The sequence below is a fragment of the Comamonas sp. SCN 65-56 genome (assembly GCF_001724135.1).
In the GTDB taxonomy this organism is placed as follows: Bacteria; Pseudomonadota; Gammaproteobacteria; order Burkholderiales; family Burkholderiaceae_C; genus Comamonas_C.
Genome location: NZ_MEDS01000006.1, coordinates 141,286 through 165,005, shown reverse-complemented (window position 1 = coordinate 165,005; position 23,720 = coordinate 141,286). Strand labels below are relative to the sequence as shown.

The 23,720-nt window shown below is 63.4% G+C and carries 18 protein-coding genes; 4 read left to right on the top strand and 14 right to left on the bottom strand.

Going from position 1 to position 23,720, the window contains the following annotated elements; genetic code table 11:
• The first annotated feature begins 74 nt into the window (after positions 1 to 74).
• A complete protein-coding gene (locus ABS45_RS04670; protein ID WP_291553500.1) occupies positions 75 to 1,697 on the top strand; it encodes an ATP-binding protein in 1,623 nt (540 codons plus the stop codon).
• Positions 1,698 to 1,806: 109 nt separating this feature from the next.
• Complete coding sequence (gene uvrA, locus ABS45_RS04665) at positions 1,807 to 4,785, top strand: excinuclease ABC subunit UvrA (RefSeq protein WP_291553498.1); 2,979 nt, start codon at positions 1,807 to 1,809, stop codon at positions 4,783 to 4,785.
• Between the two features lie 17 nt (positions 4,786 to 4,802).
• Here the strand turns inward: uvrA and ABS45_RS04660 are convergent, their stop codons facing one another.
• From ABS45_RS04660 to ABS45_RS04610, 11 genes are all read right to left on the bottom strand, one after another.
• On the bottom strand, positions 4,803 to 5,609 hold the full coding sequence (locus ABS45_RS04660) for an enoyl-CoA hydratase-related protein (protein WP_291553496.1): 807 nt from the start codon (positions 5,607 to 5,609) through the stop codon (positions 4,803 to 4,805).
• 148 nt (positions 5,610 to 5,757) lie between these two features.
• Positions 5,758 to 6,654 (bottom strand): LysR family transcriptional regulator, encoded by an 897-nt coding sequence (locus ABS45_RS04655; RefSeq protein WP_291553494.1) that lies wholly within the window; start codon positions 6,652 to 6,654, stop codon positions 5,758 to 5,760.
• A 203-nt stretch (positions 6,655 to 6,857) separates the two neighbouring features.
• Positions 6,858 to 7,988 carry an NAD(P)-dependent alcohol dehydrogenase gene (locus ABS45_RS04650; RefSeq protein WP_291553493.1) on the bottom strand — a complete coding sequence of 377 codons (1,131 nt, stop codon included), beginning with the start codon at positions 7,986 to 7,988 and terminating at the stop codon, positions 6,858 to 6,860.
• Between the two features lie 37 nt (positions 7,989 to 8,025).
• The gene (locus ABS45_RS04645; protein ID WP_291553490.1) at positions 8,026 to 9,267 is read right to left on the bottom strand and encodes a cytochrome P450; all 1,242 of its coding nucleotides are present in this window, start codon (positions 9,265 to 9,267) and stop codon (positions 8,026 to 8,028) included.
• A complete protein-coding gene (locus ABS45_RS04640; protein ID WP_291553489.1) occupies positions 9,260 to 10,210 on the bottom strand; it encodes a branched-chain amino acid ABC transporter permease in 951 nt (316 codons plus the stop codon). Before ABS45_RS04640 ends, ABS45_RS04645 begins: the two co-directional genes overlap by 8 nt.
• A 95-nt stretch (positions 10,211 to 10,305) precedes the next feature.
• Positions 10,306 to 11,181 carry a branched-chain amino acid ABC transporter permease gene (locus ABS45_RS04635; protein ID WP_291553487.1) on the bottom strand — a complete coding sequence of 292 codons (876 nt, stop codon included), beginning with the start codon at positions 11,179 to 11,181 and terminating at the stop codon, positions 10,306 to 10,308.
• Between the two features lies 1 nt (position 11,182).
• A complete protein-coding gene (locus ABS45_RS04630) occupies positions 11,183 to 11,899 on the bottom strand; it encodes an ABC transporter ATP-binding protein (protein WP_291553486.1) in 717 nt (238 codons plus the stop codon).
• Complete coding sequence (locus ABS45_RS04625; protein ID WP_291553509.1) at positions 11,896 to 12,684, bottom strand: ABC transporter ATP-binding protein; 789 nt, start codon at positions 12,682 to 12,684, stop codon at positions 11,896 to 11,898. Before ABS45_RS04625 ends, ABS45_RS04630 begins: the two co-directional genes overlap by 4 nt.
• Positions 12,685 to 12,753: 69 nt before the next feature.
• Positions 12,754 to 14,010: an ABC transporter substrate-binding protein gene (locus ABS45_RS04620; RefSeq protein WP_291553484.1), complete on the bottom strand. Its 1,257-nt coding sequence runs from the start codon at positions 14,008 to 14,010 to the stop codon at positions 12,754 to 12,756.
• Complete coding sequence (locus tag ABS45_RS04615) at positions 14,007 to 15,467, bottom strand: NAD-dependent succinate-semialdehyde dehydrogenase (protein WP_291553482.1); 1,461 nt, start codon at positions 15,465 to 15,467, stop codon at positions 14,007 to 14,009. The genes ABS45_RS04620 and ABS45_RS04615 overlap by 4 nt, the downstream gene beginning before the upstream one ends.
• 204 nt (positions 15,468 to 15,671) lie before the next feature.
• The gene (locus tag ABS45_RS04610; protein ID WP_291553481.1) at positions 15,672 to 16,811 is read right to left on the bottom strand and encodes an acyl-CoA dehydrogenase family protein; all 1,140 of its coding nucleotides are present in this window, start codon (positions 16,809 to 16,811) and stop codon (positions 15,672 to 15,674) included.
• A 306-nt stretch (positions 16,812 to 17,117) separates the two neighbouring features.
• Here ABS45_RS04610 and ABS45_RS04605 point away from each other — a divergent pair, with 306 nt between their 5' ends.
• Complete coding sequence (locus tag ABS45_RS04605; RefSeq protein WP_291553479.1) at positions 17,118 to 18,281, top strand: CaiB/BaiF CoA-transferase family protein; 1,164 nt, start codon at positions 17,118 to 17,120, stop codon at positions 18,279 to 18,281.
• Between the two features lie 50 nt (positions 18,282 to 18,331).
• A complete protein-coding gene (locus ABS45_RS04600; RefSeq protein ID WP_291553477.1) occupies positions 18,332 to 20,521 on the top strand; it encodes an acyl-CoA dehydrogenase in 2,190 nt (729 codons plus the stop codon).
• A gap of 140 nt (positions 20,522 to 20,661) precedes the next feature.
• Here the strand turns inward: ABS45_RS04600 and ABS45_RS04595 are convergent, their stop codons facing one another.
• The 3 genes from ABS45_RS04595 to ABS45_RS04585 form a co-directional block, all read right to left on the bottom strand.
• The gene (locus ABS45_RS04595) at positions 20,662 to 22,389 is read right to left on the bottom strand and encodes an amidohydrolase family protein (RefSeq protein WP_291553476.1); all 1,728 of its coding nucleotides are present in this window, start codon (positions 22,387 to 22,389) and stop codon (positions 20,662 to 20,664) included.
• 91 nt (positions 22,390 to 22,480) lie between these two features.
• Positions 22,481 to 22,813, bottom strand: coding sequence for a multidrug efflux SMR transporter (locus tag ABS45_RS04590; protein ID WP_291553474.1), 333 nt, complete (start codon positions 22,811 to 22,813; stop codon positions 22,481 to 22,483).
• A gap of 29 nt (positions 22,814 to 22,842) precedes the next feature.
• Entirely contained in the window at positions 22,843 to 23,610 is a 768-nt protein-coding gene (locus ABS45_RS04585; protein ID WP_291553472.1) for a class II glutamine amidotransferase, read from the bottom strand.
• Between the last annotated feature and the right edge of the window lie 110 nt (positions 23,611 to 23,720).

Below are 23,720 nucleotides of genomic sequence, written 5' to 3'. Positions count from 1 at the left end.
CATCCGCACTGCGCGTTCGCGCACCTCTGCGGAAAACTTCGTTGCATTGTTCATGGCTCAATCCTTTCAAAGATTTGAGCCTCCTCGGAAACCGGGGCGGTTCAGGTCAGGTCGGCTCCGAGCGCGCCAAGCTGGTGCGTGCGGGCAATGCACTGATGCAACGGCGCGACCAGCTCGATGCAACGTTTGAACAGACGACGCAGACGCTCGAGCGTATTGATGCGCTGCTCGACGGACCACTGGCGGCCGCGGCGCTCGAGGCGGGCAGCGGCGTTTCCCTGATGACGCTGCGCGACATCGAGGCGAAGACGGCCCGGATCGGCTACTGGCTCACGCTCTTCAAACACCGCCCAACCGCGGCGGCACGCCAGCACCTGCTGGACAAGGTGCGCAAGCACCACGGCGCGATCGCGCGCTTCGCGGAGCAGCCGCTTGGCGCGGCGGCGCAGCCGCTGCGCGACCGCGTCTCCGGGATGCACCGCGAGGTGGCGACCAACATCGCGCTGCTGCTGACCGGCGAGACCGAGATCAGCGACGCGGCGCGACAACTGGACGCGCTGTCCGAATCGATCGACGACATCTTCGACAACGAGATCCAGGTGATGCTGCTGGAAGACTTGTCCGAACCGCGCAAGAACATGGAGGCGGCGTTCGCAAACCTGCAGCGCACGCTGCGCTACCTGATCCCGCTCTATCTTTTGATAGCACTGGCCACCGGTTTGCTGCTGCTGCGCGCGATCATCACGCCGGTGCGCCGCCTGGCCGCCGGCACGCAGGCATTGGGCGCGGGCGATCTCGATTACCGGATCGCGGTGCGCGGCAACGACGAGCTCGCGGCACTGGCGCGACAGTTCAACACCATGGCGCAGCGACTGCAGGAGAGCACAGTCTCGCGCAAGCTGCTGGAAGCGAGCGAACAGCGCTTGCAGGCAAGCGTTGTCGAGCTGCGCCAGGAGATCAGCGAGCGCCAGCAGGCCGAACGCGAGCGCGAGGCCTTGCAGGCGCAGCTGCGGCACAGTGAAACGCTCGCGGCGATGGGGCGGCTGGTGGCCGGCGTGGCGCATGAGGTGCGCAACCCGCTGTTCGGCATTTCATCGACGCTGGACGCCATGCAGGCCAGTGCCGAGGCCGGGCGCACCAACCCGCGCTACCACCAGGTGCTGCGCCGCGAAGTCGACCGCCTCAACGGCCTCATGACCGATCTGCTGGAATACGGGCGCGCACCGCCGGCGGAGCGCGCCGTCGAACCGCTGGGCAAGACGCTGACCGAGGCGATCCGCAATTGCCAGACCGCCGCACGCATGGCGGGCGTCGAGGTGCTTGGTCGGCTGGAGCAGGACGCTGCGGTGCTGATGAGCCGCGACCGCCTGCTGCAGGTGCACGTGAACCTGATCGAGAACGCGATCCAGCACGCGCCGCGCGGCTCCACGATCATCGTGGCCACACAGGCAACCGTTGACGACGCGGGACGCCACTGGATTGGCTATCTCGTGATGGATGAAGGCCCCGGGTTCGCGCCTGAAGATCTCGCGCATGTGTTCGATCCGTTCTTCACGCGACGGCACAAGGGCACTGGCCTTGGCCTGGCGATTGCGCGGCGCATCGTGGACGAGCATCACGGCGTGATCGAGCCGGGCAACCGGCCAGACGGCGAGGCCGTGGTCAGAGTGCGCCTGCCGGTGGCACCAGCAGGTTGATGCCGTAACGCAGATCCCGATTGGCGCGGCACGGGCGTCCCGGGGGCCATGCGCGCAATCGCCGCACCGCCGATAATCGCCGGTTGCCCTGCGTTCAGGGCTGCCCGCCATGAATGACCTCACCCTTCCCCTGCCACCGGATGCCGACGGCCTCCCACTGTCGCTCGCGCTGCGCCGCCAGCGCATCAGCATCCGCGGCGCGCGCACGCACAACCTCAAGAACATCGACCTGGACCTGCCCGCGCACCAGCTCGTCGTCATCACCGGCCTGTCGGGCTCGGGCAAGTCGTCACTGGCGTTCGACACCTTGTATGCGGAGGGGCAGCGGCGTTACGTGGAAAGCCTTTCCACCTACGCGCGCCAGTTCCTCGGGCGCCTGGACAAGCCCGACGTCGATCTGATCGAGGGCCTGTCGCCCGCGATCGCGATCGAGCAGAAGGCCACGAGCCACAACCCGCGCTCCACCGTGGGCACCGTCACCGAGATTCACGATTACCTGCGCCTCTTGTACGCGCGCGCCGGAACGCCCCATTGCCCCGAGCACGATCTGCCGCTCGCGGCGCAAACCGTGAGCCAGATGGTGGATGCGCTCTTGCAACTGCCCGAGGGCACGCGCCTGATGCTGCTCGCGCCGATCGCACGCCAGAAGAAGGGTGAGTTCACCGAGGTCTTCGCGCAGATGCAACAGCTCGGTTACGTGCGCTTTCGCGTCGATGGCGCGGTGGTCGAGGCACACGAGCTGCCCGCGCTCAGGAAAACCGAGAAGCACGACATCGACGTCGTGATCGACCGCGTGAAGGTGCGCGCCGATCTCGCGCAGCGCCTCGCCGAGAGCGTCGAGGCGGTGCTGCGCGTGGGCGGGCAGGACGGCGCGGGCCGCGTGATTGCGCTGGACATGGACAGCGGGCGAGAGCACCTTTTTTCCAGCCGTTACGCCTGCCCGCTGTGCAGCTACGCGCTCCCTGAGTTGGAGCCTCGGCTGTTCTCGTTCAACTCGCCCAGCGGCGCCTGCCCGGCGTGCGACGGCCTGGGCCAGCAGGAGGTGTTCGACCCGGCGCGCGTCGTCGCCTACCCCGAGATCAGCCTGGCCAGCGGCGCGATCGCCGGGTGGGACAGGCGCAATGCGCTGTACTTCGGCATGCTGCAAAGCCTGGCGGCGCACTACGGCTTTGCGGTCGATACGCCGTTTGAAGATCTGCCGGAAGACGTGCGCGACGTGATCCTGCACGGCTCGGGCGAGGAAGACATCGCGTTCACCTACTTTGCCGATGGCGGCAAGCCCGTCGTCAAGCGGCACCCGTTCGAGGGCGTGCTGCCCAACCTTGCGCGGCGCTGGCGCGAAACCGACACCCCGGCGGTGCGCGAGGCGCTGGCCAAGCTGCGCAGCACGCAGCCCTGCAGCGAGTGCCACGGCGCGCGCCTGCGCCGCGAGGCGCGCCACGTCTTCATCGCCGAAGGGGCCGAGCGCCGCGCGATTCAGGATGTGGCGCGCATGACGCTGCACGACGCGCACGCCTGGTTCGCGCACCTGGCGCTTGCCGGGGCCAAGGCCGAGATCGCGCGCAAGATCGTGCACGAGATCACGGCGCGGCTGTCGTTCTTGAACGATGTCGGCCTGCCGTATCTGAGCCTGGCACGCAGCGCCGAGACACTCTCGGGCGGCGAGGCGCAGCGCATACGCCTGGCCAGCCAGATCGGCTCAGGCCTCACCGGCGTGATGTACGTGCTCGACGAACCCAGCATCGGCCTGCACCAGAGGGACAACGAGCGCCTGATCGCCACGCTCAAGCACCTGAGGGACCTGGGCAACAGCGTGATCGTGGTCGAGCACGACGAGGACATGATCCGCGCGGCCGACCATGTGGTGGACATGGGCCCGGGCGCGGGCGTGCACGGCGGGCAGGTGATGGCCCAGGGCACGCCCGAACAGGTGGCAGCCACGCCCGCGTCGCTCACCGGGCAGTATCTGCGCGGCGAGCGGCGCATCGAGGTGCCCAGGCACCGCAAGACTTTCAAAAACAGTAGCTATTCGCGCTTGATAGGCGGGCGCGAAGAGCATAAAGCGCTTGAAAGAACGGATGTGCTGCGCATCGTCGGCGCCTCTGGCCACAACCTGCGGGATGTGACGGTGGATTTCCCCGTCGGGCTGCTGACCTGCGTCACCGGCGTGTCCGGCTCGGGCAAATCGACGCTGGTCAACGACACGCTCTACCTCGCGGCGGCGCGCGAGATCCACCGCGCGCACGCCGAGCCCGCGCCCATGCGCGCCATCGAGGGCCTGGCGCAGTTCGACAAGGTGATCGCGGTCGACCAAAGCCCGATCGGGCGCACGCCGCGCAGCAACCCCGCGACCTACACCGGCCTGTTCACGCCGATCCGCGAGCTGATGGCCGAGACCACGACGGCGCGCGAACGGGGCTACGGCCCGGGGCGCTTTTCATTCAACGTCGCGGGCGGGCGCTGCGAGGCCTGCCAGGGCGACGGCGTGGTGAAGGTGGAGATGCACTTTCTGCCCGACGTCTACGTGCCCTGCGACGTCTGCCACGGCCAGCGCTACAACCGCGAGACGCTGGAGGTGCAGTGGAAGGGCAAGACCATCGCGCAAATCCTGGAGCTGACGGTGGAGGAGGCGCACGCCTTCTTCAAGGACGTGCCGACGCTGGAGCGCAAGCTGCAAACGCTGCTGGACGTGGGCCTCTCGTACATCCGCCTCGGGCAGAGCGCAACCACGCTCTCGGGCGGCGAGGCGCAGCGCGTCAAGCTCGCGCAAGAACTCTCGCGCCGCGACACCGGGCGCACGCTCTACATTCTCGACGAGCCGACGACCGGCCTGCACTTCGCCGACATCGCGCTGCTGCTCACGGTGCTCGAGCGTCTGCGCGACGCGGGCAACACCATCGTCGTGATCGAGCACAACCTGGACGTGATCAAGACGGCGGACTGGCTCATCGACATGGGTCCCGAGGGCGGTGCGGGCGGCGGGCAGGTGGTGGCGACCGGTACGCCGGAAGAGGTGGCGGGGAACCCGGCGAGTTTTACCGGGCGTTATTTGCAGCGCTACCTTGCGGGCGTGCCCAGCGCCGCCTGAGGTGGCCCCACTCAAGGTCAAGCAGTACCGAAGCAGGGTTTGCGCTTGTCCTTGAAGGCCTGTGTCGCCTCCTTGTGATCGGCCAACTCGAACGTCACCTGCTCAAGCGCCATGGAGGCTTCCAGCAGATGATTGACCCGCTCCTTGACGATCTGATTGACCGACAGCTTGGTCCAGCGGGTTGCCCACGTCGGCCCATCGGCCAGCTCCTGCGCTATCTGGCGCGCGAAGGGAAGTACTTCTGACCGTGGCTTCACGTGGCCCACCAAGCCAATTCGTTCAGCCTCCTTGCCCTTGAGCAGGGTGCCGCGCATCAGGAACTCTTTCGCCTTCGCCACGCCAATCAGCAGTGGCCAGATCACCGTGCCGCCATCGCCGGCGACAAGGCCAACCTTGTTGACGTGGCTGTCGCCGATCCGTGCGTCATCGGCCATCACGGAGATGTCGCACAGCAGCGCGATTGTCGCCGCGAGGCCGACGCAGTCTCCGTTGATTGCACTGACGATCGGTTTGTCGAGTTCAAGCAAACGGTTCACAAGGCGGCGACTGATCATCGGATCGTGCACTTCGCCTTCCTCGAGCACGTCGCCGCCAGGGCGCTCACTCATCGCCTTGACGTCACCGCCAACACTGAACCAGTCGCCCGCGCCCGTCAGCAATACGGCGTTGACGGACATATCGTCGGCCAGATCGTCCCAGATCGTGCGCAGCTCGCGAATCAGTCGCTGGTTGATCGCGTTGCGTGCTTCGGGGCGATTGAGCGTCACGGCGGCGACCTTGTTCGCCACTTCGACTTTCAGGTCGTGGTAATTTTCGTAAGTCATCAGCAGGTTCTCCTGGATCAGTGGTGGTCTGGAGATCAAGGTTAGGCGAGCAGCGCGCCCCTGCCAAGGCAGCTGCCGGCACAACACCTGTGCGTCGTCGGCAAGGTCGACAGTGACGCCGTGCCCTGCGATCACGGGTGCGTGCTTGTCAGTCCGCTGGCACGTGTTCGCTGAAATAGTCCAGGAACGCGCGCACGCGCGAACTCAGATAGCGCCGGTTCTGGTAGACAGCGTAGACCGGGTCACCGGGTGCGCGGAACTCATCGAGCACGGAGAGCAAGCGCTGACTTTCCACATCCGCGCGCGCACGTGCGTCTACCAACCGCACCAAACCCATGCCGGCTACCGCGAGCTGACACAACACATCGCCATCGGTTGCGGCCACCGGCCCCGAGGGCGTGAAACTACGTACGTCGTGCCCGTCGTTGAGCGGCCATTGGCTGCGAAATGACCCGGGCAGAAAGTTCAGGCACTGGTGCCCATCCAGGTCTTCTGGGGTGCGAGGTGTACCGTGTCGCTTCAGATACTCCGGCGAACCGAAGATGCGCCAGTGGACCGTGGTCATGCGCCGTGCGACAAGCGATGAATCCGGCACCATGCCGCTGTAGAAAGCAAGGTCGAGTTGCTGCTCCGCAAGGTTCAACGGGGTCTGCGACGCCACCAACTCCACCTTGAGCTTGGGGTGCGAAGCACAGAATCCCGGCATCAGCGGGGTGAGCCACAGTCGGGCGAAGCCCGCCGTGCTGCCGATGCGCAGCACGCCGTCGATTTCGTTGAGCGACGGGTTGAGCGATTCCTCGGCCTCCTCGATCGCCGAGACGACCTTCAGGACCGCGGCCTGGAAGCGTTCTCCCTCGTGCGTGAGGCGCAAGGTGCGCGAAGTCCGGTGAAACAATCGCACGCCCAGTCTGTCTTCCATTCGCTGCACGACCTTGCTGATCGTCGATGGATCGACGTCCAGACTGCGCGCCGCAGCCGAAAAACTCGATTCCTCCGTCACGCGCAGGAAGAAAGTCAATTCGCGAATGTTGTCGTAGAGGCTCATGGCGAACATCAAGTCTATTCGCTTCGTACTCCTGCCATGAAAATTCGAACCCGCGGTGGCGCCGACCCTGCACGCGATCACCGGGCCAAGACCGCCTGACGCAGGCCACGAGCGGCCCGCGGCCTGCGCCTGGGGTCCTCGGTGGATCGATCAAGCCTTCGGTGTCGGCGCGGTTCCGTGACAGAGGATGGCCTGTGTCTACCTCAGCCCGGCATCAACAATACTGGCTTCAGAGTCTGCCCACGCTCCATGTCTGCCATGGCTTCATTGATCTGCGCAAACGGGTAGCACCGCACCAGCTGGTCCAGCGGAAAGCGCCCGGCCCGATAAAGCTCAACAAGATGCGGAATGAAGGCACCAGGAACGCCGTCGCCTTCGACAATGCCCCGCAACATGCGTCCGCCAACCATCAGTTGACGCGGATCGAACGGTATCTCGCCCTGCGGCATAGCAACGAGCCCGCAAACACCGTGCACGGTCAACGACGCCAGCGCAGCCTTGATCGTTTCTGGTCGTCCCGTCGTGTCGACGGCATGGGTGACACCGTCACCGACGGTCGCCGCCAAGTCAGCTTCGAAGTCGGCCGCGCGCGCATCCAGCGCCGTGCAAGCCCCCAGTTCCCTGGCCAGCTCAAGCCGCGCAGGATGGATGTCAATGGCAATGATGCGCGAGGCACCCGCGGCTTTCGCTGCCATGACGGCAGACATCCCGACTGATCCGACCCCGAATACCGCCACGCTGTCGCCCGGTTGAACTCGCAGGCTGTTCAGGATGGCTCCAGCGCCGGTCTGGACGCCACACCCAAGCGGCGCGAGGTACTGCAACGGCAAATCGCGGGGTACGACCACGGCATGCCGCTCATTCGTGACGACATGGGTGGCGAAGGACGATTGGCCGAAGAAGTGACCATGCACGCGCTGTCCGTCAAGGCGCCGCAAGCCCGTCGATCCGTCTGGACGCCGCCCACCGAAGTTGAGGCTGTTGAAGTCGCGGCAATAGGCCATGCGCCCGGCTGCGCAGCGCGCGCAACTGCCGCACCAGCCATAACTCATTACGACGTGATCACCGGGCTGGATGCGCGTCACAAGGCGGCCCACCGATTCGACCACCCCGGCACCTTCATGACCGAGAACGATGGGCTTGGGCGCCCGGGTGTCGGAATCGCGCATCGCAACGTCGGTATGGCAAATTCCCGTTGCCACCACGCGTACGCAAATTTCATCGTCCATCGGCGCCGCGAGAACCAGTTGTTCGAGACGAAATGCCATCCCTGGTCGCTCAACGACCGCAGCCATCACCTGCCGATCCTGTGATTTCGCATGGGTCTCCATCATCCAGCCTTCCTGCACGGCAGTCGGTACGCCAGCCGACTCAGCTACGCATGGTCACACGAACCGGCAGACGCTTGACTCCGCCGACGAACGAGGTCTGCACCCACGCCGGTTCGCCGGCCAGTTCGAAACGATGGACTCGGGGCAAAAGTTGACGAAAAAGAATCTGCAGCTCCATTTTCGCGAGCATCATGCCCAGGCACATGTGCGCTCCGAAGCCGAAACCCAGGTGGCGATTGGGACTGCGATCGATCCGAAAGGCGAACGGCTCGTCAAACACGTCCTCGTCACGATTGCCGGAGGGATATGCCATCAGCAGTGCCTCACCGCGCTTGATGTTCTTGCCGCGAAGGACATAGTCCTGCTTCGCGGTTCGCATGAAATGCTTGGCTGGCGAGGCCCAGCGCACGAACTCGTCGACGGCTGAGGGAATGAGATCGGGTTCGGCCTGCAGGCGGCGCCATTGATCCGGATGTTGAATCAAGGCAAGCAGGCCACTGGCTGCCGTCCCGCCCGTTGTGTCATGACCGGCCGCAGCCAGTGCGATGTAGTACGAGGACGCTTCGTGATGTCCTATGGGCTTGCCGTCGATGACTGAATTGGCGATGACCGATGCCACGTCATCGGTGGGATGCGCGCGCCGGTTCTCGCTCACGCCGTCGAAATACCTGATGAAATCCCGGGTCGCTTGAAACAGATCTGAGCCTTTCTGCATCTCCGGGTCACTACCGCCAAAATAGGCATTGGTGATACGCAACAGTTCAGCCTCATCCGATTCCGGCAATCCGAGGATCAGCATGATCACCCGCAGCGGGTACCACGCCGCGAGTTCGGTGTAGAAATCGAATGTCTCTCCGGAACGTTGTTCCAGATCGGCGACTGTTCTTTGAGCCAGTTGGGTAATTCGCTCCTCAAGCTGCTTGATCTGTTTGGGCAGAAACCACGCTTGGGTGATCTGACGGTAGGTTCGGTGTTCCATCCCATCCATCTGGGGCAGTCCGCGTACGAGGTTACTGTTGCCTTCCATCAGCGAGCGCACCTTGTCCTCGAACTCGATGCTGAACAGCTTGGAGCGTGGTGCATTCGTGAACAAATCCTGTTGGCGCTCAATCTCCATGATGTCGGCGTGCTTGGAGACGGTCCAGAACGGCCTGAACCCTTCGGGTTCGCTCCAATGCACGGGATCCTCTTGCCGCAGCCGCGTGAACAGCGCATGCTGATCGTCCGGATTGCCGTAGGTCTTCCCGTCGGCGATGGCGTTGTCGAGTGCTTGATCAATCATCGGTTTTCTCCAGTTTTGTCGTGCCGCGCAGCGCGCGGACCATGCGTGTGAGGCGATCGATGCCGCCGGCCACACCGGTAGGCATGGTCAAGATGACCACGACCAGCAGTGCCCCATACAAGACACCGGGTGCGGATTTGGACACGCCTTCCAGCAGATTCGGCGCGAAGAGAATGAACAACGCGCCCCACACGGCACCCGACAGCCGCGCCGCGCCGCCCAGTACGACACCCACCAGCAAGGCAATGGAGAGCATCAACGAGTAGCTGTCGGGCGAGACGAATTGGGTCAGCAAGCCAGCCATGGCCCCCGCCATGCCGACATACATTGCACTGATGCCAAAGACGATTGCGCGATGCAGTGTCGTGTCGATGCCCATGGTTCTGGCCGCCACCGGTTGGTCGCGAATGGCCTCCATGGCTCTGCCGATGCGGCTGTTGACGAGGTTGCGCGCCAGCACGAAGAGCACTATGGTGACCACCGCAGTCAGTGCGAAAAACCATTGATCCGAGTCAAGGGGCAAGCCCGCAGGCGCACCAGCGCGCTCGACTGCCAGACCTTGGGCGCCTCCAGTCCACGCCTCCAGACTCTGGTGCTTGATCAATTGCGGTGTCGCCACGCTCAGTGCAAAGGTCGCCAGCGCGAGGTAGTGGCCGGCGAGCCGGGATGCGGGAAAGCCAAACAGGAAGCCAACGGCCAAGCAAACCAAGCCTGCAACGACGATTGCCACCACGCTTGGGGTTTGACCGAACTCAACCAGCATTGCCGCGGCGTAAGCACCCAGCGCGTAGAACGCACTATGCCCCAGAGAGAGCTGTCCGTTGTAGCCCACCAAGAGATTCAGTCCGAGAATTGCCACCGCGTAAATCAGCAACTGGGTGCCTTGAAACAGCAGATACCCAGGGGCCAGGGCCGCGAAGGCCGCCAGCAAGGTCAAGAGCATGAGCCACCGCCCGGGTCGGGCAGCCCCCCACTTGGCGAATGGCAGCGCGGCACCGCGAGCGCGAACCACGACAGTCGTATCAAAAGTTTTCGAGTTCATACCCGCACCACCATTTGTTTGCCGAACAACCCGCGTGGTCGCGCCAGGAGGACCACGATGATGACCAGCAGTGCGACTGTCAACCGCAGGTCTGTTCCTACCAGGTAGGACCCGGCCAGGGTTTCGATGATTCCGAGCAGAAAGCCGCCGACTGCAGCACCCCAGGGGTTGTCGATCCCGCCCAGCAGCGCACCGGCGAACGCGTAGATGATGATGCCGCTCATCATGTTCGGTTCCAGGTACACCAGTGGCGCCGTCATCATGCCGGCCGCAGCACCGATGCCCGCCGCCAGCGCCCAGCCCAGGCACAGCATTGCCCCCACGTTGATGCCGACCAGCCTGCTGCTGATCGGGTTCTGCGCCGCGGCACGCATCTTCAGGCCGAGGCTGGTGAACCGGAAAAAGAGGTAGACCAGCCCCAGCATTGCCAGAATCACCGTCAGCATCCCGAGTTGATGCGGCCCGACGTGGGGCACGGCACCCCAGACGCTTTCATTGAACGGGCTTTCAATCGACTTGGTTTCGTAGCCGAACAAGACGCCGGCCAAGCTGTTGAGCAAGATCATCAACCCTATGAAGACGACGATCAGCACCAGCATGGACTGACCCTCCGTGCGTCGGATCAGAATTCGCTCGATCAGACCACCCATGGCCATTGAAGCCACGATCGTCGCGGCAAATGCCGTCCAGTAGTCCAGCCCCGCGCTGATCAGCCACCAGCCGAGGTAGGTCGAAAACAAGGCCATCTCGCCCTGCGCGAAGTTGATGTGGTCGGTAGTCGTGTAGATCATCACCAATGCCAGTGCCACGCTGGCATAGATGGCTCCGTTGGCGAGGCCCGAAACGGTCTGATCGAGTATTCCTGCAAACATGTCAGTACCCCAGATAAGCGCGGCGTATTCCTTCGTCCCTGCGGATGTCATCCGAAGGGCCACCGGTGGCGATGCGACCGGACTCCAGCACGTACGCGTGGTCTGCGCAACCAAGCGCCAGGTCGGCGTTTTGCTCGACGAGGAGGATTCCGACGGAATCGTTCTCGTTGATCGTCCGGAGTACGTCGAAAATTTCCTTGACGACCAGGGGCGCCACGCCGAAAGAAGGCTCGTCCAGCAAAAGGAGCCTGGGTCGCATCATCAGGGCTCGCGACACCGCCAGCATCTGCTGCTCGCCACCGCTCAGCGTTCCCGCCTGCTGCGCGCGCCGCTCCCCCAGGCGCGGGAAGTAGCCGTACATCCGCTCGCAGTCCGATTCGATCTCATCCTTGTCGCGGCGCGTAGCAGCGCCCAGCAGCAGGTTTTCCTCGACGGTGAGTTGGGCAAACGTTCCGCGCCCGTCGGGGACATGTGCGACGCCCAAGCGGGCGATTTTCTCCGTCGCCACCCCATCGATGCGTTCTCCAGCGAGCAGGATCTCACCGCTGGTTCGAACCATGAGGTTGCAGATCGCGCGCAGCGTCGTGGTCTTGCCGGCGCCGTTCGCACCCAGCAAAGCCGTGATTCCACCAGCGTGCACGGCAAGTTCGACGTCCGACAACACCGGGCGCTGGCCGTAGGCGGCGCTCAGGCCACGAATTTCAAGGAGCTTGTTCATGCGCTCGCCCCCAGGTAGGCTCGGATCACTTCCGGATGCGAGCGGACGTGCTCGGCACTGCCGTCGGCGATCTTGCGACCGAAGCTCAGAACCACGATCTGGTCGGACACGTCCATGACCAGATTCATGTTGTGTTCGACGAGCAAGATCGTCAAATTCAGCTTCTCGCGCAGCGCCAGGATCAGATGGCGAAGTCCACCTATCTCCTCGTGCGTGAGACTCGCCGCCGGCTCGTCCAGCAGAAGCAGCTTGGGCCGCGACGCCAGCGCGCGTCCGAGCTCGACCCGTTTCTGCGTGCCGAACGGCAGGTTCTTGACGGGCACATTGGCAACGCTTGTCAGGTCAAGGAGCTCGAGCAGCTCCCGACACTCAGCTTGAAGCGCACGCTCCTGGGCTCTAGCTGTCGGCAGCCCGAACATTGATGCGAGGTAGCCTCCGGAGTGAGCGACATAGCCGCCGACCATGACGTTGCGCTCGACACTCATCGAGCCGAACAACGCTAGATTCTGAAACGTCCTGCCGATGCCCAAGCGCGCCATCCTGTGGACCGGAAGCTCCAACACCGGCGTCCCGGCGAACTGGATGGCCCCTTGGTACGGTCGATACAGCCCGCTGAGGCAGTTGAACAGCGTCGTCTTGCCCGCCCCGTTGGGGCCGATGAGTCCGCACACGCTTCCCGCATCGGCATGAAACGACACGTGGTCCAGTGCGAGGATGCCGCCGAATCGCACCGAAACCCCCGACACGTCCAGCAGCGGGCGGTCCGGAGCTCGTTTCGGATCCATCGCCCGGGCGGGATCACGGTTGGTGACGGAGATGGTGCCCATTGCATGGCCCTCCAAACACTAGTCAGGTCAACGCGAGAGCACGTCGCCGAACAGCTGCCACTTCGTACCGTCGAAGCGCATCATCTGCATCTGCTCAATCGGGTGGTAATCCGCAGTCGACGTGTTGATCGTGACGCCGGGGAGCAACAAGGGCATCTGCAGATCCTTGATGCTCAGTGCCTGCCGCATGATGTTTTCGCGCGACAGATCGGTACCAGCTGTCTTCAGAATGTGCTCCAACAACTGCGCTTGCGTGGTTGCCAGAACCATCATGTAGTCCTTGGTATTGCCCTGCGGATCGTACTGCTTCATGAAGTCGAGCCACTGCTTCATCGCCGGGTCGTCAGCCCATTGCGGGTCGGATGGATCCTTCAGGTACTGCGCCGACACAATGCCCGTTGATCGATCAAGACCCGCCGGCTGCAACGTCATGCCGATGGAGCTCGACGTGTTGACAACGATGTGCAACGGTTTCCACTCCAGATCACTGACCTTACGGATAGCTTGGACTACGAATTTTGGGTGCGCAGTGTCGAACAGGACATCGGCGCCCTTGGCCTTGAGAGCGATGATCTGGGAATCCACAGAGGCATCCGTCAACTCGTAAGAAGCCTCGGCCACGATCAGATTCTTGGCCTTGTCGCCCAGACCCTCCTTGAGCGCCGCCAGATAGGTGGCGCCCACGTCGTCGTTGGCGTACAGGACGCCGATTTTCGCGTTCGGCTTGGTCTGCAGGATGTACTTGGCGTAGATCTGCGCCTCGATCTCACCCGTGGGCATGCTGCCGAGGGTCCAGGGCTGGCTCTTGGGGTCTGCAAAGCCCGTCGCCGTGGTGCCGATCAGCAATTGCGGCACGCCGCGCTTGTTGAGGTACTTTGCAATGGCACGGTTGGGCGTTGTGCCCAGCGACCCGAAGATGAAAGCCACGCCTTCACGTTCGACCATCTTGCGCGTCTGCTCCAGCGTCTTCGGTGGTGAGTAGGCGTCATCGAGACTGATCAGATCAAGCTTGCGGCCATCGATGCCACCCTTGTCATTCAGCATCTTGAAATACGCCGCGTGCACCCGCCCCGCGCCCGCAAAGGCCGACGCGGGACCGCTGTAGGGCATGGTTTCGCCGAATTTGATCTCGGAGGCGGTGACTCCGGAGGTTGCGGCTTGCACGGCGGCAACCAGCGCGAAACTCGCGACGGCGGCAATGCTGATGATGATTTTCGGGTATCTCATGTGTTGTCTCCTGTTGTCTGCACTAATGGCGGTTTGTTCATCGACCTTGGGCTTCATGCCACTGATCGGATGACTGATTTGAGATTCATGTACTCCATCAGTCCTTCCCGGCCCATTTCGCTGCCCAGACCACTGTTCTTGATCCCGGCGAATGGGAGCTCGGGCGGACTGAGCGCGAAAGTGTTCAAGCTGACGTTGCCCGCTTCGAGTCCGTGCTCTATCACGTGGGCCGATCGCAGCGAGCGGGTGAATGCATAGGCGGCCAAACCGAACTCCGAGGCATTGGCGCGCCGCAACGCGTCATCCAGATCCTCGAAGCGCGACACCAGCGCGAGCGGACCAAATGGCTCTTGGACCATCGCGGCAGCGTCATCGGGCATGTCGGCAAGCACGGTAGGCAACCAGAAAAAGCCGGGATCACCGTTGTCTGGCGGTCGTCCCCCAGCCACCACGCGCGCGCCCCGCGATACTGCGTCCTCGCAGAAATGTGACATCGCTTCGACCCGTCGCTGATTGGCCATCGGTCCCATCTGCACGCCCGGGTCAAACCCGCTACCCACGCGAAGAGCGCCGGCACGAAGGGCCAGGCGATCGGTGAACTGGTCGTACACAGCGTCGTGCACGTAAAAGCGCGTCGGGCAGATGCACAACTGGCCGGCATTGCGGAATTTGGCCGCTATGCAGGCGTCAACGACGCGATCGACATCGACGTCATCCATGACTATCACGGGCGCGTGCCCGCCCAACTCGAGCGTGATCTTCTTGAGGGCGGCACCGGCCTGGGTTGCGAGTTGCCGCCCAACTGCCACCGATCCCGTGAACGAGAGCTTGCTGATTGCCGGTGACGCGATCAGTCGGGTGGACACTTCGGAAGGAACGCCATAAAGCACATTCAAAACACCATTGGGCAACCCAGCCTCCATGCACAGACTGGCGATCGCGACCATGATCCCGGGGGTTTCCTCCGCCGGCTTGATGATTACGGAACAGCCGGCAGCGAGGGCGGTGGCCACCTTGCGCGCCGCCAGCACGGCCGGAAAGTTCCATGGCGAGAACGCGGCCACCGGACCCGCCGGCACCAAGCGCACGAGTTGATCGCTATCGGCTGTACGGGCGGGCACGACGCGGCCGTAGGCACGCTTGCCTTCTTCACCCATCCATTCAAAGGCGTCGGCGGTGTTTCGGATCTCCTCCCGGGCCTCAGTCAGCCGCTTGCCCTGCTCGAGCGTCAGAATCGTCGCGAGTCGCTCGACGTTCTCGCGGATAAGGTGGGCGATGGTTCGCATCACGGTGGCACGCTCAAACGTCGGCACGCTCTTCCAGACTTGGAAGCCGCGCTCTGCGGCGGCGATGGCGTCCCCAATGTCGTCTTCGGTCGCCAGTGGAACCTGGGCCAGCACCTCGCCAGATGCCGGATTGAGCACCGGTCGGTGGTGTCGGCTGCCCGCGCGGACCCATTGGCCGTCAATCAACAGACCAAGGGTCGGGTATGAATCGTGGACAAAGTGGCGCATGGTCGTTTCAGTCGGCGGGTTCGTTACATGAATCAGCGCAGTGAGAATAGGTTGCGGGCGGCGCGAGCGCCACTGGCACCAGTGCAAAGCAACTGTGACGGCTCGGCATCGATTGCATCGCACCGAGCTTCAGGGCTTGGTGACAGCCGCGTCCTGCGCAGCCCCACATGGGCGCTTGGCGTATGTTCGTCATGACGAGAGCCATCACGCCAGCAGCTGTTTGGCGATCACGACGCGCTGGATCTGGTTCGTCCCTTCAAAGATCTGCGCGAGCTTGGCGTCGCGCATCATGCGTTCCACGGGATAGTCCATGGTGTAGCCATAGCCTCCGAACACTTGAACCGCGTCGGTCGTGACCCGCATCGCGACGTCACTCGCGAAGCACTTGGCCATGCTGGCGAGCAGGTTCAGGCGTTCCCAATCCCCGCTATCCCCTGCGCGCGCGCATTCATAAACCAGCGCACGGGCGGCTTCGACCTGCATTGCCATGTCGGAGAGCATGAATTGCACGCCTTGGAACTCGGCGATGCTGCGCTTGAACTGCTTGCGTTCCTTGGCATATTCGATCGATGCGGACAGTGCACCCTGGGCCAATCCCACACACTGCGCACCTATCGTCGGTCGGTTCAGATCCAACGCGCGCATGGACGCCTTGAATCCCTTGCCTTCCTCGCCCACCAGGTTTTCGATGGGGACGCGAACGTTGTCGAAATAGATCGGCGTGTTGGGAGCGCCACGCCAGCCCATTTTGCGTTCGTGTCGACCAAAAGTGATACCTGGCATCTTCTTCGGCTCGACAATGAACGCGCTGATACCGTCGGCCCCAGACTGGCCGCTCGTACGCGCCATGACAACGATGTAGTCAGCCTCGACACCGTAGCTGCACCATTGCTTGCGACCGTTGAGCACGTACGAATCGCCGTCGCGGACAGCGCGCGTGGTCATCGCACCGACATCGGATCCCGCTTGCGGCTCGGAAATTGCCATTGCGGTTACGACGCCGCCCTTTGCTACTTGCGGCAGGAAGCGTTGGCGCTGTTCCTCGGTGCCGAAATGCAGCAAAGGCATGATGAACATGGTGTTGAGCCCGGCGATCGAACCGCAGGCCGGAGACACGCGCGAGATTTCCTCGCGGGCGATGCACATCAGCGTCAGGTTGCCTTCAGGTCCGCCGTATCGTTCGGGAATCCACAGCTGCATCAAACCCATCTCGCCATAGAGTTTGACCAGTTCCGTGGGAAAGCGGTCGTTCTCGTCGACCTCGGCAGCGATCGGAACCACATGTTTGTCCACCATGCGGCGGACGCTGTCGCGAAAAGCGATCTCTTCGTCGGTGAAATTCATGTCTGCACCTCTTGGTTGCTTCAGGGATTGCGGCAAGATTAGGGTCAAGCCCGAGTCGTCCAAGACATGCAGCGGCACAACACCTGTGCCATGGCTGCACAGGACACCTGCGCACCGCCCGGCCGGGAATCAAGCCACGACGGCTGGCGCTGCCCGTGATCACATGCTCAGTCGAGTGTGCCGATGTGGCACACATGCTGTTCCGATGCCAGCATTGCCCGAGCCGCATCGAGGGGCGAAGCTTGCTGTGTCCAGTTTTTTTATTGCAGAGCCATGACACAGCCGATCCCCCCCCGCCCAGCGGCCTTGGCCGACATCACGGTCCTCGATTTCACGATCGTGATGTCAGGGCCCATGTGCACGCGCATGCTTGCCGATGCCGGTGCCGACGTGGTCAAGATCGAATCGCCCGACGGCGATGTCGTGCGTCAGCGGCCACCGTTGCTCAACGGCACCAGCACGTATTACGCTTCAATGAACTGCGGCAAACGCAGCGTCGTGCTCGATCTGCGCACGGACGAAGGCAGGTGCCTCGCGCGTGCGCTTGCCGCTAGAGCGGACGTCGTGGTCGAAAATTTTCGCCCAGGCGTAATGAAGCGGCTCGGACTCGATTACGAAACGCTTGCGGCTGAAAATCCGAAGCTCATCTATGCATCGATCTCGGGTTTCGGCCAAATCGGCCCCAGGGCGCAAGCGCCGGCTTATGCGCCGGTGATTCATGCCGCATCGGGATACGAGACGGCCTATAACGAGTACCAACGCGGCAGTGGACGGCCGGCGAACAATGGGATTTTCATTGCCGACGTACTAGGCGCAGCGCACGCTTTCGGCGCAGTTCAGCTGGCGCTGTATGAGCGCGCGCGAAGCGGCCGTGGTCAGTACATCGACGTATCGCTGATGGACTCGGTACTGGGCATGCTGATCTACGAGATCCAGGCGGCGCAGTTCCCTCCCGAACGTCCGCGCCAAGTCTATGAACCGGTGCAGGCGGCCGACGGGTATGTGATGGTGGCAGCCGTCACGCGCAAAAACCTTGACGTACTGTTCGACATGATCGGTTATCCGCAGGGCAAGAACGACCCGCGCTTTGCGACCGTCGCGACGAAGGAGGCGAACTGGCCGGCGTTGCTCAAGCTGATAGAAGACTGGACGCGCGAGCGCAGCGGCGCCGAATGCGAGGCCACGTTGATGAGGGCTGGCGTGCCGTGCTCTCGCTACCGCAGCGTCGCGGAGGCCATGGACGATCCCCAGGTGACCGCGCGAGGCAGCATGGCCGAACTCAACGTCGGAGGTGACCATTTTCTCGTCGCCAACGCCCCATTCAAGATGTCCGGGACGCCACTTGCGGCGCAACCGCGTCTCGCAGGGTTGGGTGAGAACACCACCGAGGTGCTGCAAGAGATGCTGGGCTTGTCAGACGAGAGGGTGGAGGAATTGCAGTCGCAGGGCGCTTTGGGTGCACTGGCATGATGGCAAGGGCGGTTGACTTGGCTGCGCTGCCAAGCGCTGAGGAACGCACCATGCTGCGTGATTCACTGCGCGGCTTTCTCGATACGCACTGGCCCGCTACCCGCGCTGTCGAACGCGGTCGCGACATTTCCGAAACCGCGGCGCTGTGGACCGGTCTTGTCCGCCAAGGGCTTGCCGCTCTCGGTGCAAACGCCGAAGAAGGCGGTTTGCGGGAACTGGTGATTGCAATGCAGGAGCTCGGCCGCGCTGCGGCCCCCGTGCCCCAGCTCGGCGCAGCATTGGCGAACCTCGCATTCGCGTCGTCGGTCGAGCCGGCCGCCACGCGGTTGCTCGAACGCGTTCAAAGTGGCCACGCGTTGGTGGTCGTGTCATTCGGCGAGCTCGATCCCGATCCACACGCGGCGACATTGGCGCTTGAGGGTGGGCTGCTGTACGGCACGCTGCGGTTCGTCGATGGTGCCGCAGCGGCGAATATTTTGTTGCTGGCAACGCCTGACGGGCTGGCCGTCATTGACCTGGCGCACCCGGGCGTCGCTGTCACACCATCGCGAGCGCTAGGCACCGACTGCTGGGCCGAGGTCACGCTGTGCGCGGTTCCAGCCGAAGTACTGACCGTCGACGAGTTGCGGCTTGTCGACCTGCAGCTCATCGCACGTTTGTTGTTGCTCGCGCGCGCGTATGGCGCCGCGCAGCGTGCTTTCGATATGGCGGTCGCCTACGTCAAGGAGCGGCATCAGTTCGGGCAGCCCATTGGCCGTTTCCAGGCCATCCAGCACAAACTGGCAAACAATCTGATTGCTCTCGAAGGCGCGCGTTTGACCATCGAATACGCAGCTGAGAGTCACGATTTCGGTGTTGCCGACTGGCACTACTACGTCAACGCCGCAATCGCGTTCGGCGCCCACGCGCTGCGGCAGGTGTCGCTCGAGACGCAGCACGTCTTTGGCGCGATCGGCTACGCCGAAGAGCATGAGGCTCCACGTCACTTCCGGCGCGCGCACCTGGACACGCTGGTCCTTGGCGGCGCACGTCAGGCGCGTGCGGCGCTGGCGGCCAGGTTGCTTGACGATGGCGAAGCAGGGTTGCCGGAGTACAACCTGGGGCCCGCCGGCAATGCGTTTCGTGAACAGGTCCGCGCATGGCTCGCCAAACATTGGAGTGGAGCGCGCAAGGCCGCGTTCGATGCCCAGCCGTTCCACGATCGTGAGTTCGATGCCTCGTTCGCTCTTGATCTCGGCAAGACCGGATGGCTTGGCTTGTCGTGGCCCAAAGAGCATGGCGGTCAAGCGCGGCCACCGCTGGAACAACTGGCGTTCATTGAAGTCATGGAGCGCGCCGAGGCTCCGCGACTTGGTGCATCGGTTCAGGCGAATGCGTTGCTGATGTTCGGCACGCCCGAGCAACAGGCAAAGTATCTGCCCGAGATTCTGCGCGGCGAAGTAATGCATGGCATGGGTTACAGCGAGCCAGATGCCGGATCTGATTTGGCGTCACTGAAGACCTGCGCCGAGCTTGATGGCGATCACTGGGTGATCAACGGCCAGAAGATCTGGACCACGACCTACTGGGGAAAGTACATGTTCCTGGCAGCGCGGACCAATCGTGACGCGCATCCTCGGCAGGCCGGCATCAGCATGTTCATCGTGCCCATGGATACGCCCGGAATCACAGTCAAGCCGGCTGCCACGATGTACGACGGCAGTTTTGCAAACATTTTTTATGACAATGTACGCATCCCGCGCAACCACATCGTTGGGCCTGTGAACGGCGGCTGGAAGGTGTTGACCGCCGCGCTCGCCAACGAACGTGGGCTGATTGGTGGAGGTATCGTGCTCAAGGTAGCGCATGGTTTCGACCAGCTGTGCCGAGAGTTGCGCGCACGACCATCTCTGCGCGACGATCATGTCGTACGAGACCGTATCGGCACTATTGCAGCGGAGATCGAGGTCGGTCGTCGATTGATGATTCACTGTGCCGAACTGGCCACCAGTGGTGCGACGCCGCCCGAGCTTGGAGCCATCAGCAAGGTTTTTTCCGGTGAACTGATGGAGCGCTACGGCGAAGCCGCGCTTGAATTGCTGGGGCCTCTCGCCGCGTTATCGCAAAGCGCCCCAAGTGCCGTTGACCTTGGTCGTTTCGAGCAGCAATTGCGCCATTCGCTGATGTGGGTCATCAGCATAGGCACGAATGAGATCCAGCGCAGCCTGATCGCACAGCGCGGTCTCGGGTTGCCACGTTGACCTGGAGACATCAGACGAAAAAGGCATCGTCGATCTCATGCTGGCGGTGATCGCGGTCAACAGCTGGAGCCGCATGGCGATCGCGTTTCGCTCCAAGGTGGGCGATTACGGCAAGAAGTAGGCCTGCGCCGGTTTGCGCCTCAGCGCGCGGCGGCAGGCAGACTGCCGTGCGTCAGGCGCCCGTTCATCATCGTGGCCACCACGGCCACCTTGTGGATATCGTGCGGCGCCACGTCAAAAAGGTTGCGCCCCAGCACCACCAGGTCGGCGCGCTTGCCCACTTCCAGCGACCCCACCTGCTTTTCCAGGCCGATCTGGAAGGCCGGATCGATGGTGTAGCCCTTGAGCATCTGCGCCAGCGTCATGCGTTGATCCTTGCGCGGCAGAATGGGCGCGTCGGGCTTGCCGATGAGCTGGCGCGTCATGCCGATCTGGATCACGTCCAGCGGCTTGTAGGTGGAAAAATAGCCTGCGGCAGCCCAGTCGGTGCCCAGCGTCACGCGCGCGCCTGATTCCACCAGCGCACGTGCCGGATAAACGTTGTTTTCAAAACGCTGCGGCCCCAGGCGTGGGCGCAGCACACCCAGGCTGTCGGGGTCGGCCGTGGCCCAGTTCACGCCCACCTGGGCAATGACGCCCAGCTTGCCAAAGCGCGGCACATCGGCCGGAGCTATGCTCACCAGATGGCAGATGGTGTGGCGCCGGTCGCGCGGCGGGTTGGCCGCGATCGCCGCCTCCACCGTGTCAAGCACGGTGCGCGTGCAGGCGTCGCCGTCGCAATGCACATGCACGTTCACGCCCGCCTTGTCGGCCTCGGCAATGAGCTGGTGAAACTGCGCGCTGCTGAAGGTGGTGGTGCCGCGCGTCTCGGGCTTGTCGGCATAGGGTTCAAGCATGGCGGCCGTCCAGCCGCCTTCGGTGCCGTCGCCCATGATCTTGAGTGCGGCCACGTGCACCCGTTCGGAGTGGATGCGTTTTTGCACCGCCTTCAGCCCGGGCAGGGGTGGCGGGTCTTGCGGCCCGCGGGTGGCGTACGAGACACCCAGGCGCAGCAGCAGCTCGCCGCGCTGCTCCAACTCCAGGTAAGCCGAAAGCAGATCGCCCTGATCAGCCACCGGCGGCACGCCTGCGTCAAAACCGCCCGTCAATCCGGCGGCGGCAGCCTTGGGCATCCATCGTCCGGCGTAGGCGCCAAAGGTCTTGGGCGTCAGCGGCACCAGCTTGTTGAGCGCATCCATGTAGGTCGCCGGCTCCACCGCGTAGCCGGTGAGCTCGCCGTCCTTGTCACGCTGCCAGAAGGCGAAGCCGGGGGCGGGGTCTTGGGTGTTGCGGGTCACGCCCGCCAGCTCCAGCGCCCGGCTGTTGAACCACATGCTGTGGTAGTCGATGTTCAGCATGTAGGCGGGGCGGTCGGGAAAGATGCGGTCGAGCTCGCGCCGGTTCGGGCCTTCGGGGCCGAACATGTCGGTGCGCCAGCCGAAGCCGCTCACCAGGCCCGTGGGATGCTCGCGCGCGTACTGCTGCAGCGCGCTCAACATTTCTTCGCGCGTTTCATGCTGCAGGTCGGCGCCGGCCGTCATGAAGCTGCTCAGCAGCGGGTGGGTGTGGCTGTCGATGAAGCCGGGCACGACCATCTTGCCCTGCAAGTCCACAACCCGGGTCTCGGCACCGATGTGCTCCTTGAGCGCCGCGTCCTCGTCCTTGCCGACATAGACGATGTCCTTGCCACGCACCGCCAGCGCCTGGGCCCAGGGCTGGTGCTCGTTGACGGTATAGACCTTGGCATTGCGCAGCACATAGTCGGCCGGCGCAGCCTGGACGGCCATGCCCAGAGTACATAGGGCGGCCATGAGGATGGATCGAATCATGCGTGCTCCTTGGGGTTGAATCAGGTCGCGGGCAGCCAAGGTTTTGCTTGACTCCGTCGTGTCGATGCTTGGGCGTTGCCGCTCGAATGGCTCAATGCACGCTGGTCTTTGAAAGCAGGTTCAGCACCAGCACGCCCGCGACGATGAGCGCGATTCCGACGAAGGCCCAGGCATCGAGCGCCTGGCCGTGTACCACCCAGGCGATCAGCGCGACGAGCACGATGCCCAGGCCCGCCCAGACGGCGTACGCCAGGCCCACGGGAATGGTCTTGAGCGCCAGCGAAAGAAAGTAGAAGGCCAGGCCATAGCCGACGACCACGACCAGCGAGGGCAGCGGGTTGGTGAAGTTGTTGGCCGACTTCAGCGCCGAGGTGCCGAGGACTTCGCCGACGATCGCGACCAGGATGTAGAACCAGCTTTGCATCTTGAGGTTTCGTTTTCTTTCAACGGCGCTCAGTGCGCCAGGCACTGACCATCGACGAACACATGCAGGGCCTGGGGCGCGATCGCGGTCCAGGTTTCGTTGCGGGTGAGCGGTGCGGTGGCAATCACCGCCACGCGGTCGGCGGGTGTGGTGCAGGTGGCGAAGTCCAAGCTCAGATCCTCGTCGCTGAGCTGCGCCGTGGCGAAGGGGTGCTGGCGCTCAATGTAGTGCAACTGGGTGCTGGCGTGCGCCCACAGCGCCTGGCCACTGGATAGCAGGAAATTGAAGGTTCCGCGCGGCGCAATATGCGCTGCCAGCTCTTTTAATGTGAGCGTAAGTTCCGCAATGCTGGGCACGCCGGCATGCGATTTGGCGAGCTCTTGCATGATCCAGCAGAAAGCGTGCTCGCTGTCGGTGCTGCCCACGGGGTGAAACTGCGCGTGCAGACGCGGGCGAAAGTCCTTCAGATCACCGTTGTGCGCAAACACCCAGTAGCAGCCCCAGAGCTCGCGCACGAAGGGGTGGCAATTTTCCAGCAGTACTTCGCCCTGGGTTGCCTTGCGGATGTGGGCGATGACGTTTTCGCTTTTGATCGGGTAGCTGCGTATCAGATCGGCCACCGGGGAATCCACCGCGCGCTGGTGATCGACAAAATGCCGCAGGCCCTTGCCTTCGAAGAAGGCGACGCCCCAGCCGTCGGTATGCTGGTCGGTGTGGCCGGCGCGTTCGGCAAAGCCGGTGAAGCTGAAGCGCAGGTCGGTCGGGGTGTTGGCATTCATGCCCAGCAGCTGGCACATCGGTGCTTTCCAGTCCTTGCAGTGTGGTGGCAGGCGCGCAGATTATGGGCGCCCGGGCGGCCAGGGATGTCTTGCATTGCAAGCCCATGTAAAAATACCGTCCCAAACAC

Coding starts and splice junctions, on each gene's coding strand:
- uvrA (WP_291553498.1), top strand. CDS start 1,807: ATGAATGACCTCACCCTTCCCCTGCCACCGGATGCCGACGGCCTCCCA.
- ABS45_RS04660 (WP_291553496.1), bottom strand. CDS start 5,609: ATGACTTACGAAAATTACCACGACCTGAAAGTCGAAGTGGCGAACAAG.
- ABS45_RS04655 (WP_291553494.1), bottom strand. CDS start 6,654: ATGAGCCTCTACGACAACATTCGCGAATTGACTTTCTTCCTGCGCGTG.
- ABS45_RS04650 (WP_291553493.1), bottom strand. CDS start 7,988: ATGATGGAGACCCATGCGAAATCACAGGATCGGCAGGTGATGGCTGCG.
- ABS45_RS04645 (WP_291553490.1), bottom strand. CDS start 9,267: ATGATTGATCAAGCACTCGACAACGCCATCGCCGACGGGAAGACCTAC.
- ABS45_RS04640 (WP_291553489.1), bottom strand. CDS start 10,210: ATGCTCTTGACCTTGCTGGCGGCCTTCGCGGCCCTGGCCCCTGGGTAT.
- ABS45_RS04635 (WP_291553487.1), bottom strand. CDS start 11,181: ATGTTTGCAGGAATACTCGATCAGACCGTTTCGGGCCTCGCCAACGGA.
- ABS45_RS04630 (WP_291553486.1), bottom strand. CDS start 11,899: ATGAACAAGCTCCTTGAAATTCGTGGCCTGAGCGCCGCCTACGGCCAG.
- ABS45_RS04625 (WP_291553509.1), bottom strand. CDS start 12,684: ATGGATCCGAAACGAGCTCCGGACCGCCCGCTGCTGGACGTGTCGGGG.
- ABS45_RS04620 (WP_291553484.1), bottom strand. CDS start 14,010: ATGAAGCCCAAGGTCGATGAACAAACCGCCATTAGTGCAGACAACAGG.
- ABS45_RS04615 (WP_291553482.1), bottom strand. CDS start 15,467: ATGCGCCACTTTGTCCACGATTCATACCCGACCCTTGGTCTGTTGATT.
- ABS45_RS04610 (WP_291553481.1), bottom strand. CDS start 16,811: ATGAATTTCACCGACGAAGAGATCGCTTTTCGCGACAGCGTCCGCCGC.
- ABS45_RS04600 (WP_291553477.1), top strand. CDS start 18,332: ATGCTGCGTGATTCACTGCGCGGCTTTCTCGATACGCACTGGCCCGCT.
- ABS45_RS04595 (WP_291553476.1), bottom strand. CDS start 22,389: ATGATTCGATCCATCCTCATGGCCGCCCTATGTACTCTGGGCATGGCC.
- ABS45_RS04590 (WP_291553474.1), bottom strand. CDS start 22,813: ATGCAAAGCTGGTTCTACATCCTGGTCGCGATCGTCGGCGAAGTCCTC.
- ABS45_RS04585 (WP_291553472.1), bottom strand. CDS start 23,610: ATGTGCCAGCTGCTGGGCATGAATGCCAACACCCCGACCGACCTGCGC.